Source organism: Rhizomicrobium sp. (genome assembly GCF_056722145.1).
Genome location: NZ_JBWZET010000029.1, coordinates 1 through 12,347, shown reverse-complemented (window position 1 = coordinate 12,347; position 12,347 = coordinate 1). Strand labels below are relative to the sequence as shown.

15 protein-coding genes and 1 tRNA gene are annotated in these 12,347 nt (G+C 65.7%); 4 read left to right on the top strand and 12 right to left on the bottom strand.

Annotation, left to right across the window (positions count from 1 at the left end):
- Window position 1: 1 nt before the first annotated feature.
- The 5 genes from AC1P6P_RS01565 to AC1P6P_RS01545 form a co-directional block, all read right to left on the bottom strand.
- Window positions 2-87: transfer RNA gene (locus AC1P6P_RS01565), tRNA-Leu, on the bottom strand.
- Window positions 88-209: 122 nt separating this feature from the next.
- Entirely contained in the window at window positions 210-524 is a 315-nt protein-coding gene (locus AC1P6P_RS01560) for an ArsR/SmtB family transcription factor (RefSeq protein ID WP_481400674.1), read from the bottom strand.
- Window positions 525-723: 199 nt separating this feature from the next.
- Window positions 724-1,482 carry a phosphoadenylyl-sulfate reductase gene (locus AC1P6P_RS01555; RefSeq protein WP_481400676.1) on the bottom strand — a complete coding sequence of 253 codons (759 nt, stop codon included), beginning with the start codon at window positions 1,480-1,482 and terminating at the stop codon, window positions 724-726.
- Window positions 1,483-1,484: 2 nt separating this feature from the next.
- Window positions 1,485-1,982, bottom strand: a complete 498-nt coding sequence (locus AC1P6P_RS01550) for a precorrin-2 dehydrogenase/sirohydrochlorin ferrochelatase family protein (RefSeq protein WP_481400673.1) — start codon at window positions 1,980-1,982, stop codon at window positions 1,485-1,487.
- Window positions 1,983-2,078: 96 nt separating this feature from the next.
- Complete coding sequence (locus AC1P6P_RS01545; protein WP_481400672.1) at window positions 2,079-2,315, bottom strand: FliM/FliN family flagellar motor switch protein; 237 nt, start codon at window positions 2,313-2,315, stop codon at window positions 2,079-2,081.
- A 40-nt stretch (window positions 2,316-2,355) separates the two neighbouring features.
- Here AC1P6P_RS01545 and lipB point away from each other — a divergent pair, with 40 nt between their 5' ends.
- The gene (gene lipB / locus AC1P6P_RS01540) at window positions 2,356-3,003 is read left to right on the top strand and encodes a lipoyl(octanoyl) transferase LipB (RefSeq protein WP_481400675.1); all 648 of its coding nucleotides are present in this window, start codon (window positions 2,356-2,358) and stop codon (window positions 3,001-3,003) included.
- A 64-nt stretch (window positions 3,004-3,067) separates the two neighbouring features.
- Window positions 3,068-3,505, top strand: a complete 438-nt coding sequence (locus tag AC1P6P_RS01535; RefSeq protein WP_481400671.1) for a hypothetical protein — start codon at window positions 3,068-3,070, stop codon at window positions 3,503-3,505.
- On the opposite strand, the gene AC1P6P_RS01530 is transcribed toward AC1P6P_RS01535, so the two are convergent.
- From AC1P6P_RS01530 to AC1P6P_RS01515, 4 genes are read right to left on the bottom strand one after another with little or no spacing between them, the layout of a single operon-like run.
- Entirely contained in the window at window positions 3,506-4,219 is a 714-nt protein-coding gene (locus tag AC1P6P_RS01530) for an LrgB family protein (RefSeq protein WP_481400670.1), read from the bottom strand. It lies immediately after the preceding gene.
- Window positions 4,216-4,572: a CidA/LrgA family protein gene (locus AC1P6P_RS01525; RefSeq protein WP_481400669.1), complete on the bottom strand. Its 357-nt coding sequence runs from the start codon at window positions 4,570-4,572 to the stop codon at window positions 4,216-4,218. Before AC1P6P_RS01525 ends, AC1P6P_RS01530 begins: the two co-directional genes overlap by 4 nt.
- Window positions 4,572-4,865: an acylphosphatase gene (locus AC1P6P_RS01520; RefSeq protein WP_481400668.1), complete on the bottom strand. Its 294-nt coding sequence runs from the start codon at window positions 4,863-4,865 to the stop codon at window positions 4,572-4,574. The genes AC1P6P_RS01525 and AC1P6P_RS01520 overlap by 1 nt, the downstream gene beginning before the upstream one ends.
- Window positions 4,866-4,924: 59 nt before the next feature.
- Window positions 4,925-6,925, bottom strand: a complete 2,001-nt coding sequence (locus AC1P6P_RS01515; protein ID WP_481400667.1) for an ATP-binding protein — start codon at window positions 6,923-6,925, stop codon at window positions 4,925-4,927.
- A gap of 102 nt (window positions 6,926-7,027) precedes the next feature.
- Between AC1P6P_RS01515 and AC1P6P_RS01510 the strand changes: the two genes are divergently transcribed.
- Both AC1P6P_RS01510 and AC1P6P_RS01505 read left to right on the top strand, forming a co-directional pair.
- Window positions 7,028-9,172 carry an FUSC family membrane protein gene (locus tag AC1P6P_RS01510; RefSeq protein WP_481400666.1) on the top strand — a complete coding sequence of 715 codons (2,145 nt, stop codon included), beginning with the start codon at window positions 7,028-7,030 and terminating at the stop codon, window positions 9,170-9,172.
- Window positions 9,173-9,183: 11 nt separating this feature from the next.
- A complete protein-coding gene (locus AC1P6P_RS01505) occupies window positions 9,184-9,570 on the top strand; it encodes a RidA family protein (RefSeq protein WP_481400665.1) in 387 nt (128 codons plus the stop codon).
- 122 nt (window positions 9,571-9,692) lie between these two features.
- Here AC1P6P_RS01505 and AC1P6P_RS01500 read toward each other — a convergent pair whose 3' ends face one another.
- The 3 genes from AC1P6P_RS01500 to AC1P6P_RS01490 form a co-directional block, all read right to left on the bottom strand.
- On the bottom strand, window positions 9,693-11,366 hold the full coding sequence (locus tag AC1P6P_RS01500; RefSeq protein WP_481400664.1) for a M28 family peptidase: 1,674 nt from the start codon (window positions 11,364-11,366) through the stop codon (window positions 9,693-9,695).
- 133 nt (window positions 11,367-11,499) lie between these two features.
- Entirely contained in the window at window positions 11,500-12,045 is a 546-nt protein-coding gene (locus AC1P6P_RS01495; protein WP_481400663.1) for a peptidoglycan-binding domain-containing protein, read from the bottom strand.
- Window positions 12,046-12,115: 70 nt separating this feature from the next.
- Window positions 12,116-12,347: GNAT family N-acetyltransferase (locus AC1P6P_RS01490; protein ID WP_481400662.1), on the bottom strand; the 232-nt coding region annotated here is incomplete at its 5' end.

The following is a 12,347-nucleotide window of genomic DNA, read 5'->3' as shown; positions in this document are numbered from 1 at the left end:
TTGGTGCGGCCGAGAAGATTCGAACTTCCACAGGATTGCTCCCGCTAGCACCTCAAGCTAGTGCGTCTACCATTCCGCCACGGCCGCAGCGCAAGGGCGCGGGGTTTAGCAAACCCCAACGCGCTTGTGAAGGGCTTGGAATCCTGCCGAAATTCGCCAAATGGGACTTCCGGGCTCCTAGCCGGGCGGCAAACCGCCGCGCCGGGGGGTCAACGGCCGCAATAAAGCTCGTAAAGCAGCCGAACGACACGCAGGACCTTGGGATCGGCGACGCTGTAATAGATCGTCTGAGCCTCGCGACGGGTCGAAACCACCCCCTCCTCGCGCAGCCGCGCCAGATGCTGCGACAGCGCCGACTGGCTGAGTCCGGACGCCGCCACCAGATCGCCGGCGCTCTTTTCGCCGCCCGACAGCTCGCACAGCACCTTCAAACGGGCCGCGTGCGACAAGGTGCGCATCAGCGCCGCCGCCTCGTCGGCCCGGCGCGACATCGCCTTCATCAGTTTCGGATCGGCCACGTTCACGGCGAGTGTTCCTTTGCGGCCGTCATATTAGGATATTCTAATATGAAAGCAAGCCCTCAGAGTCATCCTTCGCGGCCCCCTCCGGCCTGACGGCCACCTCCCCCGCTATGTCTCCATCGTGCCGTTTGTCCGATTTTGTGCTCCGCGGGGGAGGAAAGAGCGAGCACCGAACGACGATTCCGACCGAGCGTCCGCCGCTCTAAATGCCTTCACCGTCGACGCCGACGTGGATGCCGCATTCGTCTTTTTCGAAGCCGGACCAGCGGCCGTCGCGGTAGCTTTCACCGGTCTTGACGCGGCGGGTACACGGCATGCAGCCGATCGACGGATAGCCGTCGTCCACCAGCGGATGACGCGGCAGGTGGTGCGCAGTGAGGTAGTCTTCGAGCTGCTCCTGCGTCCAGCCGGCGAGCGGATTGAAGCGGAAGCGGCCTTCGTAGAATTCTACCGCCGCCATCTCGCTGCGGGCGCTGGTCTGGAAGCGCTTGCGGCCGGTAATGGACGCGTCTAAGCCTTCCAGCATCCGGCGCAGCGGCACCACCTTGCGGAAATGGCAGCAGGCGTCAGGATTTTGCGACCACAGCGTGCCCTCGGGATCGAGCCGGGCGCGATCGGCCGGATGCGGCGCCACCGCGCGCAAATCGCCGAGGCCGAGTACGTCCTGCAATCGGTCGCGATAGCGCAGCGTCTCGCCGAACAGTTTGCCGGTATTGAGGAACAGCACGGGCGCAGTGGGATCGATCGCCGCCGCCATGTGCAACAGCACCGCCGACTCCGAGCCGAACGACGACACCAGCGCCACCTTGCCGGGGAATTCGCTCAGCGCCAGCGCCACAATGCCCTGCGGATCGCGCTGCGCCGCCTCGCCCTGCAAGCGCTTCAGCCGCGCCGCCGTTGCGGGCTCGATGTTTTCGCGGCGTTCGCCCTGACGTGGCGCACCCTCGATGACCGTCACCACACTCAACCGAGCCAGCCCTTCTCTTCGATGGTAGTCCGTGTACGAACCGATATGTCGGCGGCCGGAACGCCCTCGCGGCGCAACCGATCGCGAAGGTCGCCCAATTGCGCTGACCATTCTTCCCATTCGGGGCCGAAGCGTTCTTCCAGCCACTCGCGCAGCCGCCGCGCCAAACCGGGCGCCCGGCCGCTGGTGGAGACGCTGAACATCAGATCGCCCCGGCGCAGAATGGCCGGAACGTGGAAATCGCATAGTGAGGGAATGTCCTCGACATTGACGAGCACACCTGCGCCCCGCGCCCGCCCCGCCACCTCGGCCGACGCATCCATCGCCAACCCGGCGACGAACAGCACGCGCAAACCGCTGAGATCGGCGTCGGAAGCCAGGAAAATCGGCGATATTCCAGCGGCCAGCAGTAACGCGCGGCGGCGTTCCAGCCCCTCGCCGGCGCCGATCAGGCCGATTTTCGCATTTTCGGAGGTGAGAACGATCGGAAGCACAGGCCCAGCCTCAGGTGAACTACACCGAAGTAGGTGGCTTCAACTTAAAATGCAAGAACTTTGTGTGTAATTACTAGTTATCGCGTAGAGATTTGTTTAATTGTAGCCGCGCAGGAGTTCCAGCACCGAAACGCCGATACGGTCGCCCTGGATGACGATTTCGCCCCGCGCCACCGGCTTGTCGTTGGCGAGGATCAGCACCGGATCGTCCTGGCAGGAATCCAGTTCGATCACCGCGCCGCGGCCCATCCGCAGAAGCTGATGCATCGGGATCACCGAGCGACCCAGCACCACCGAAATTTCGACTTTGACATTATGGAGATTGTTCAGCATGGGCCGTACCCTGGGCAACGAAGCACATACTCAGGCCGACATGCTTTCCCAATCATTAACGACGCCCGAATGGTCGATCCGTCCGGGTCTGCTCCCCTACCCCGAAGCCGTGGCGTTCATGGAGGCCCGCGCCGCCGCCATCGCCGACGGAACGGCGCCGGAGCTGGTCTGGCTGGTCGAACATCCGCCGATCTACACCGCCGGCACCAGCGCCCGCGACGAGGATCTGCTCGACGCCCGCTTCCCCGTTTATAAGACCGGCCGCGGCGGCCAATTCACCTATCACGGCCCCGGCCAGCGCGTCGGCTATGTCATGCTGAACCTGAAAAGCCGCGGCGGCGACGTGCGGGCCTTCGTCCATAATCTCGAAGAATGGCTGATCCGGGCGCTGCGGCGCTTCGACGTCAAAGCGGAACGGCGCGACGGCCGGGTTGGCATCTGGGTGGTGCGCGGCGCCCAGGAGGACAAGATCGCCGCCCTCGGCGTGCGGGTGCGCCGCTGGGTGACGTTTCATGGCGTCGCCCTCAACGTGGCGCCCGATCTTTCTCATTTCGGCGGTATCGTACCGTGCGGCATCCGTGGGCATGGCGTCACCAGCCTTGCCGATCTCGGCATCGCGGTCACCATGGCCGACGTCGACGGTGCCCTGAAGGCTGCCTTTGAGGAGGTTTTCGGACCGGTTACCTGACGCCTTGTCGCTGCAGGACAATCCAGGATACGCCTTTTGGAATAATTCCATTCTGGAGGGTCGAATGCCACGGGTTTCTGCAGCATTTTTCGTCACCGGCGGATTGTTCGTGCTGACCGGCATGATCGGCGGCATGTGGATGGGCGCCCACGAAGACTTCCGCCTGATGCCGGTCCACGCCCATCTCAACCTAGTCGGCTGGGTGACGATGGCGCTCTACGGCGGCTTCTATGCCCTCACCGCCAAGACCTATTCGCCGCGGCTGGCGTGGCTCAACTGGGCCCTTTCCACCGTCGGCGTGCTGATCCTGATCCCGTCGCTGGCGATCTTCCTGCTGACGCAGAGCACCAGCATCGCGCCGCTGCTGATCACCGGCGAGTGCATCACGCTGCTCAGCCTCATCACCTTCCTGATCTCGGCCTTCCGCGAGCTGTTCCGCAACCGCTCGACCGACGCGATGCAATCGGCCGATCTCGACCCGATGCGACTGGCGGCGGAGTGATCAGAACAGCTTCATCACCAGCGGGGCGAGGATCGCGGTGAGGAGGCCGTTGAGGGCCAGGGCGAGGCCGGCGAAGGTACCGGCGAGGCGGCTGTCGTGGAAGGCGCGCGCGGTGCCGATGCCGTGACCGGCCAGACCCGAGGCAAAGCCGTGGGCGGCGTGGTCGTGGACGCGCAACGCCCGCGTGATCGGCAGCGCAATCACGCCGGTGAGAATGCCGGTGACCACCACCATGGTGGCTGTCAGCGACGGCAAGCCGCCGATCAGCGAGGCGATGCCCATGGCGATCGGCGTGGTCACCGATTTCGGCGCCAGCGAGGCGAGCACGTCGTGCGGCGCACCCAGCAGTTTCGCAATCGCGACGGCACTGATGATCGCGGTCAGCGATCCGGCCAGCAGCGCCACCAGGATCGGCACGGCCAAGCGGCGCACGCGCTTGAACTCGGCGGCCAGCGGCACCGCCAGCGCCACGGTTGCCGGGCCGAGCATGAAATGCACGAACTGGGCGCCGGAAAAATAGGTCGTGTACGGCGTTTTGGTGAACCACAACAGCGCCGCCAGCGGAATGGTGGCGAGCAGCACCGGATTGGCGAGTGGGTGGCGGCCGGTGGCGGCGGCAACGCGGTCGGCGATGACATAGGCGGCGAGCGTCGCGAACAGCCACAGCAGCGGCGTCGCCGACAGATAGACCCAGAGGCGCGCGACGTCGGTCATTCGCGGTCTTCCAGTTTCATGTGATGCACCACGAAGCGGAAGGTCAGCGCCGTCACCGCGATCGCCAGCACGGTCGAAACCAGGATCGCGACGCCGATGGCGAAGCCTTCGGTGCGGATCAGCGGCAGGAACTGCACCACGCCGACCGCGGCCGGCAGGAACAGCAGCGACAGATTGCCGAGCAGCGCTGCCGATGCCTTTTCGCAGGCGTGGCGCAATTGCGGAACGGCGATGCAGCCGAGCGCGAGCAGAGTCATGCCGATCACCGGACCGGGAATGCCGATCGGCAGGACGCGGACGAAGACTTCCCCGATAAGCTGGAAGCCGAGCACGAGGACGAAAGATTGCAGCATCAGTAGGTCGACGCGATGTGGAAGCCGCGCTGTTTCGGCGCTTCGGCGCGATGAAGTTCGACGTTGGTGACCTTGCCGAAGGGCGGTCCGCGCATGCAGATGCCGACGAAGGTTTCCACCGGAACGGTCGGGCCGGACACCAGAATCTCCACCGTATCGTCGAGCTGATTGCGGACCCAGCCGTCGAGCAGCAGCTTGCGCGCTTCGTTGGCGGCAAAAGCGCGGAAGCCGACGCCCTGGACGTGGCCCTCGATCCTCAACCGTAACGATGTGATGTCTTCTTCGTCAGCCATGACGCGTCCTTTCCGCCGGCACGGTCGCATGCGAGGCCCGATGGCGCAACATTTACGTCTCAGGCGAATTCCAAAATCACGTCGTTGAGCGCGAGATTGTCGCCGGCGCGCGCCTTGATGTCGGCGATGGTGCCATCGCGCTCGGCGAGGAGCACGTTTTCCATCTTCATCGCTTCCACAACAGCGAGCGGCTCGCCGGCTTTCACGGCCTGACCGCGGTCGACGACGATCGACACGACCAAGCCGGGCATTGGGCACAGCAGCTTCTTGGAGGTGTCCGCCTTGGCGCGCTTGGGCATGAATTTCGCCAGTTCCGCCGCCCGCGTCGAACGTACCGTCACCAGCGCCTGATGGCCGCCCTGGCTGAGGCGATAGGCACCCGGCACGCGCACGAGCTGGATGGCGTATTCCTGGCCTTCGTCGCGCAGGCGCAGCATCGGCTGACCGGGGCGCCACTTGATGCCGCCGGCGAAATCGGCGCCGTCGATCTTGCAGAACAACTCGCCGCCGGTGAGGAACGCATCGCTGACCGCGAACTGCTCGGCCTCAAGCCCGACCGTGAAGGTTTCCGAGCCGTGGAACGGACCGTTGAGCGTGCCGGTGATGCCGCTGGCGCGCTTGGTGCGGGCGAGTTTGCCGGCCACCGCCGCCGCCACGAACCGCCGCTTGGCCGGCGCATCGAGAGCGCGGCCCTTGAAGCCCTGCGGATATTCCTCGGCAATGAAGCCGGTCGACAGCCGCCCCTCGCGGAAGCGGGTGTTGTGGGTCAGTGCCGAGAGAAACGCGACGTTGTGCTTGATGCCGCCGAGGACGAATTCGTCGAGCGCCACGCTCATCGCATTGACCGCGTCCACCCGCGTCGGGGCATGGGTGGTGACCTTGGCGATCATCGGATCGTAATAGACGGTGATGTCGTCGCCCTCATGCACGCCGGTGTCGATGCGCAAAGTGGCGGCGCCGATCTTGCCCTCGTCCGGCGCGCGATAGCGCACCAGCCGCCCCGACGACGGCAGGAAACCGCGCGCCGGGTCCTCGGCATACAGGCGGGCTTCCAGCGCCCAGCCCTGCCAGCGCACATCGCCCTGGCTGAGCGGCAGTTCCTCACCGGCGGCGGCGCGGATCATCAACTCCACCAGATCGAGCCCGGTCACCGCCTCGGTAATGGTATGCTCCACCTGCAAACGGGCGTTCATCTCGAGGAAGAAGAAATTCTTGTCGTTGTCGACGGCGAATTCCACCGTGCCGGCGTTGTCATAGCCAGCGGCCTTGGCCAGCGCCACGGCGGCACCGCACATCGCCGCGCGCATCTTCGGATCGACGAACGGCGACGGGGTTTCCTCCATCACCTTCTGATAGCGGCGTTGCAGCGAGCATTCGCGCTCGCCGAGGTGGATGACGTGGCCGTGCTTGTCGCCCATCACCTGCACTTCGATGTGGCGCAAGGGGGCGATGTATTTCTCGAGGAACAGGCGGTCGTCGCCGAAACTGGAGCGCGCTTCGTTGTGCGACGACAGCAGCGCCTGACGCAAATCTTTCTCGCCGCGTACGATGCGCAAGCCCTTGCCACCGCCGCCGGCCGATGATTTCACCATCACCGGATAGCCGATCTCGGCGGCGATGCGGGCGGCGTGGCCGGCGTCGATCACCTCGCCGACATAGCCGGGGATGGTCGGTACACCCGCCGCGGTGGCCAGCTTCTTCGACCAGATCTTGTCGCCCAGCCGGGCAATCGCCTCCGGCGAGGGGCCGATGAAGGCCAGCCCGGCCACCCGCGTGACCGCCTCGGCAAACGCCTGACGCTCCGACAGGAAACCGTAGCCGGGATGGATCGCCTCCGCCCCGGTGGCGCGTGCCGCTTCGAGAATCGCGTGGGTGTTGAGGTAGGATTCGGCCGCCGGCGCCGGGCCGATCCGCACCGCCTCGTCGGCCAGCCCGACATGCAGCGCGCCGCGGTCGGCGTCGGAATAGACCGCCACGGTGGCGATGCCCATCCGCCGGGCCGTCCGAATGATTCGGCAGGCGATCTCGCCCCGGTTCGCAATCAGAATCTTGTTGAACACGCGACCCTCACCGCCCGGCATTTTGCCCGGATTATTGCGAACGAGAACGGCATTCTTCCTGGTAAGGTTGCTTTTAAGTGGTCCTCAGGCTCAGGTAAACCCATGTCGTTCCTGGCTCTCCTCCACACGCCCCTCGCCGCCGTGCCGCGACGGCTCGGACTCACCCTGTTCCGCATGCATATCGAGAACGGGGCCTTCGTCTCCTTAGGCATGGCCGTGGTCGGCGGGGCCTTCGCCCTGGCCTTCGGGCGGACCGATGCCATCCTGGCCGCCTCGGGCGCCCTGTGCGCGTCGATCGTCGACCGGCCGGGCCCGCTGCTGGTCAAGGTCCGCATGTTCGCCCTGGCGGTGGTGGGCGCCACCCTGCTCGCCTACCTGACCATGGCCGCCAACGGCCACCACGTCCTGATGGGATTCTTGGTGGCGGCGATGAGCATCGTGTCGGGCCTGGTCTCGGCCTATGGCCAGCGGGCGATCGGGCTCGGCGTGGCCGCCATCCTGGCGCTGCTGTTCGGGCTGGCAGCCAATCAGGCGGCGCTGTTGCCGGTGTCGGGCTATCTCACCTTCTTCGCGGCCGGCGGCCTCAGCTACAGCCTTTTCGCGCTGGGCGTGGCGGCGGTGCTCGACAGCCGGGGGCGGCGGACCTTCCTCAGCGAGGCGGTGCACGCCTTCAGCGCCTATCTGTCGGCCAAGGCGGCGCTCTACGACCCCGCGGCGCCGACCGACACCTCGCTGCGGGCGCTGGTAGAGGCGCATGCCGCCTTCATCGAAAAACTTCAGGCGGCGCGGGATTTCATTTTCCTCGGGCGCAAGACCGCGGCGCGGCGGCGCTGGATGGCGGCGCTGCTGGCCCTGCTCGACTGTTTCGACACCATCGTTTCGAGCGACGCCGACATCGAGACCTTACGCAATTCCGGCGAAACCGACCTGTTGGCGCGAATCAATGCGCTGATCACAGCCTTTGCCGCCGACTGCGAGGAACTGGCGCTGGCGCTGACGACGCCGGGGATGCGGTTCGGGTTCAATCCCCATGCCGACGCGATCGCGGCGCTGGAGGCCGAGGTGGAACAGAAAGCGGCGATGAGCTGGGGCCGCGAAACCCTGGCGACCTCGGCGTTCCGCTCCACCGGCCACAAGATCGGCCTCGGCATCGCGCGCCTGGAGCGTCTGGCGCAAGCCGCCGACCCCGACGCCGATGCCCGCGCCATCCTGCCCGATGTCGATCTGGAAGCCTTCGTCCAGCGCGACCGCATGGACCCGCGCATGCTGCTGTCGCAATTGAAACTGTCGTCGCCGGTGCTGCGCTATACGATCCGGCTGACCGGCGCGATGGTCAGCGGCTATCTGCTGACGCTGCTGTTGCCGGGCATCGTGCACGGCGGCTGGGTGCTGCTCACCACCATGCTGATCATGCGCGCCAGCTATTCGGTGACCAAACAGCGCCGCAACGACCGCATCATCGGCACCGCCGCCGGCTGCGTCGTGGCGGCCCTTCTGGTGCATTACGTGCCGCGCGATCTGTTGTTCATTCCGGTGATTTTCACGGTCGGCGGCGCCCACGCCTTCGCCACCGTCGATTTCCGCATCACCGGCCTGTGCGCCTCGATCACGGCGCTGCTGCAGCTGCACTTCTTCGGACCGGCGGTGGAACCGGGAACCGTGCTGGTGATGGAACGGCTGGCCGATACCTTCGCGGGCGCGGCGCTGGCCTGGGGCTTCAGCTATCTGTTGCCGACCTGGGAATGGAAAAACGTGCCCAAGCTGGTTGCCCGCATGGTCGCCGCCGACCGCGACTATGCCGCGCTGTCGCTGGCGCGCCGCCGCAACGACCACGATTTCCGCCTTGCCCGCAAGCGTGCCCACGACGTCGCCGCCAATCTCGCCACCACCGTGCGCCGCCTCGCCGACGAGCCCAAGATCGACCGCAAGGAACTGGCCAACCTCAACGACCTGATTGCGGCGAACTATCTGCTGGCATCGGACCTTGCCTCGATGCGCGTCCTGTTCCGCACCCGCAAGCACGAGCTCGATCCCGACGCCACCGAGAAGCTGCTCGCCACCGCGCGCGACAACATCGAAGCGACGCTGCTGGCCACCGAAGCCAAAGAGCCCAAGCGGGACCGGCTGTCGCGGCGCAGCCTCGGTGCCAGTCTCGGCGGCCACAACGCCATGGTGTCGCTGACGCGGCGCCTGATCCACATCGAACGCACCGCCGAACGCGTCGCCATGCTGGCCGCGCGCATCTAAGGAGCCCGCCGATGCAATACCACCGCTCGGAACGCTTTGCTGCCGCCGGGCTGCCGTTTTCGGAAAGCGTGCGGGTCGGCGACGTGCTGTACCTTTCGGGCCATCTCGGCAATCAGCCGGGCACCAAGACATTGGTGGATGGCGGATTGGACGCCGAAGCGCACCAGACCATGCGCAACATCGCCCACACCCTGGCCAAGCACGGTCTGACGTTCGACGACGTGTTCAAGGTCCAGGTGATGCTCGCCGACATGAGTGCGTGGGAGGCGTTCAACGCGGTCTATGCCACCTATTTCAAGCCCGACCGCCTGCCGGCACGTTCGGCCTGGGGCTGCAACGGCCTGGCGCTCGGCGCCGCCTGCGAAGTGGAATGCTGGGCGTTTGTCGGGGGACGGTAGGCGCGTCGCCCTTCGCGGCCCGGCGCTGGTGAGGGATTGTTTTCATCGCTGATACGCCGCGGCGCCGGGCACCTCTGGGTGACGCTGGTTTCTATGCATCACCCTGAAGGTCGCGAAGGATGTTACTTCGCTTTGCGCACCTTATCCCGCGCGGCGCGGAATTCGCTGTCGGGGTGCCAGTTGGGCCACAGGTTGGAGTTGGCCAGCATGTCGCCCGCGGTGTGCAGGATTTCGACGTCGGCCGACAGGCCGGAGAAATCCCAGCTCGGATCGAATTCATCCGACGGCTGATGATAGTGATGCATGACATAGTCGTCGCGCAGCGCCTTGGCCCGCGCCTTGCCGCCGTTGACCAGATCCTCGCCGCTCGACGGCGTGATCGCCGGCACGCCCGCGCGCGCCAGGCTGAAATGGTCGGAGCGGAAGAAACCGCCCTTTTCCGGCTCGGGATCGGGCGAGATGACGCGGTTCTGCGTCTTCAGCGCGGCGGCGAGCACGTCTTCGAGTTCGGTCTCGCCATTGCCGGTCAGCCCCATGTCGCGGGCACGGCCGCCGGCGATGCCGGCATCCCAGTTGATGACGCCGACGATGTTCTTGAGCGGCCACACCGGATGACGGGCGAAATATTCCGAGCCCGACAGCCCCTGCTCTTCCAGGGTCCAGAACGCAAACGCAATCGACCGCTCGGGCCGCGCGTCGTGGGCGAAGGCCTCGGCGAGTTCGAGGATCATCGACACGCCATAGCCGTTGTCGACGGCACCGTTGTAAATCTTGTCGGGACCGGCGACGTCGGGCTTGATGCCGAGATGGTCCCAATGGGCGCTGAACATCACGACATCGCCCGGATGACTCTTGCCCGGCAGCACGCCGATCACGTTGCGCGTCTTGACGTGGCTGATGTTCGACGCAGCGTGGACGCTGAGCGTTTCGCCGGCCATTTCCACCGCCTTGAAGCCGTGCTTGTTGGCCGCCGCCTTGAGCGCGACGTAATCGAGACCGGCGCGCTGGAACAGCGTTTTCGCGGTGTCGAGGGTGATCCAGCCTTCGATCTTGGCGCGGCTGGCGTTCTTGTCCTTGGCTTCCAGCCAGTACTTGTTGCCGGAATTGGAATTGCGCACCACGTTCCAGCCGTACGCGGCGGGCACGGTTTCATGCACGATGATCGCGGCGGCAGCGCCCCGGCGCGCGGCTTCCTCGAACTTGTAGGTCCAGCGGCCGTAATAGGTCATCGCCTTGCCCTTGAAGAAGGCCGGATCGGGCGACGCATCCTCGTTGCCGGGATCGTTGATCAGGATCACCACCGTCTTGCCCTTGACGTCGACGCCGGCGTAGTCGTTCCAGCCGTATTCCGGCGCCACCACGCCATAGCCGACGAACACCAGCGGCGAATCCTTCACATCCACCGTGTTCGAGCCGTACTGCGAGGTCCAATAGGTCACGGTCTCTGGAAAGCTCGGCGTCACCGCGCCCTCGCGCGTCGCGAACGACAGCGTCGACTTGGCGGCATCGAGCGCGATCACCGCAGTTTCGACCGTCTGAAAATAGCTGCCGTGATTGCCCGGCTTGATGCCGATCCGCTTCAGCTCGTCGGCGATCCACTGCGCCGAAGCCTCGCCGTTCACCGTACCGGGACCGCGCCCCTCAAAGGCGTCGTCGGAAATGGCCTTGTCGCGCGCCGCGATATCGACCGCCTTGATGTCGGGGCTGGTGGTCGGATGAGCCGGATATTTGAGCGGCGCCGCTCCAAGCGCCAGCAACGCGGCAAAAGCGACAGAGACGTGGCGCAACGACGACATGGCGGGACTCCCTGAAAGATGCGCGATGTTAGGATCGCAAGACCGCCGCGCAAATCACAATCCGCGGCGCCGCCAAACGGTCGCATCCTTCGCGGCGCTCACACGGAATGCGCGCGGAGGACAACGGCAGATATTAATGTCCGTCGTCGCTCCAGTGCCAGCGGTCGCCAGCGAGCTTGAAGACGCCAAAACTGGCCCCGATCTTGGCGAGTTCGGGATTGGTGCCGTCGCACGGCTCGATCATGATGTAATGCACGGCGCCGTCGCAATCGCGCACGCTGAGGCGGCCCTGCCAGGTGATCGCGAGATCGACAGCGCGGCCGACCGTGTGGCGGCTGGTCAGCGACGGCAAGGCCTGCAACGCGAACGCCTCCACCATTGCCTCGGCCGCCGCGCGCGCCGCGCGGAGATCGCCGCCGTGAGTCCAATCGATGTCGTGGCCGGCAAGCGCAGGTACGGCGCCGGGCGCCTGGGACAGGTTGATGATCATCCAGCACCAGTGCATCAGATAGGCGCGCTGGTGCGGCCTCAACGTGGCCTGCACCTCGACGCGAGCGCCGCCGCGCTCCACTGCCGAGATGAACGCGCGCACCCGCGCCCGCCATTCGGGTTCGAGATCCTCGATTGATTTGCTGCCCGGAAAACGCCCGCACCAAACCGGCCCGCTGAATTCGGCCATGCCTGATCCCCCGCTGCCGAGGCGCACCATACTGTGATTCTGAATTTTTTCGCGTTATGAGTGCAAACAATCAGTCTGGTGCGCCACCCGGCGGCCGTTTCATCACCAGGATCGGCGTATCCTCATAGATTGTTTCATAACTGGTCCGGAATCCGCACTTTTCCGCTACGCGGATCGACGCCGCGTTGGCCGGCGCCACGATACAGAACATCTCGGGGCGGTCGAGTTCGGCATCGGCCCAGGCCAGCGCCGCCAGCGCCGCCTCGGTGGCGTAGCCGCGGCCGTGAAAGCGCGATGCCAGC

Coding starts and splice junctions, on each gene's coding strand:
- AC1P6P_RS01535 (WP_481400671.1), top strand. CDS start 3,068: ATGCCACGGGTTTCTGCAGCATTTTTCGTCACCGGCGGATTGTTCGTG.
- AC1P6P_RS01525 (WP_481400669.1), bottom strand. CDS start 4,572: ATGCTGCAATCTTTCGTCCTCGTGCTCGGCTTCCAGCTTATCGGGGAA.
- AC1P6P_RS01505 (WP_481400665.1), top strand. CDS start 9,184: ATGCAATACCACCGCTCGGAACGCTTTGCTGCCGCCGGGCTGCCGTTT.
- lipB (WP_481400675.1), top strand. CDS start 2,356: ATGCTTTCCCAATCATTAACGACGCCCGAATGGTCGATCCGTCCGGGT.
- AC1P6P_RS01520 (WP_481400668.1), bottom strand. CDS start 4,865: ATGGCTGACGAAGAAGACATCACATCGTTACGGTTGAGGATCGAGGGC.
- AC1P6P_RS01530 (WP_481400670.1), bottom strand. CDS start 4,219: ATGACCGACGTCGCGCGCCTCTGGGTCTATCTGTCGGCGACGCCGCTG.
- AC1P6P_RS01500 (WP_481400664.1), bottom strand. CDS start 11,366: ATGTCGTCGTTGCGCCACGTCTCTGTCGCTTTTGCCGCGTTGCTGGCG.
- AC1P6P_RS01510 (WP_481400666.1), top strand. CDS start 7,028: ATGTCGTTCCTGGCTCTCCTCCACACGCCCCTCGCCGCCGTGCCGCGA.
- AC1P6P_RS01495 (WP_481400663.1), bottom strand. CDS start 12,045: ATGGCCGAATTCAGCGGGCCGGTTTGGTGCGGGCGTTTTCCGGGCAGC.
- AC1P6P_RS01545 (WP_481400672.1), bottom strand. CDS start 2,315: ATGCTGAACAATCTCCATAATGTCAAAGTCGAAATTTCGGTGGTGCTG.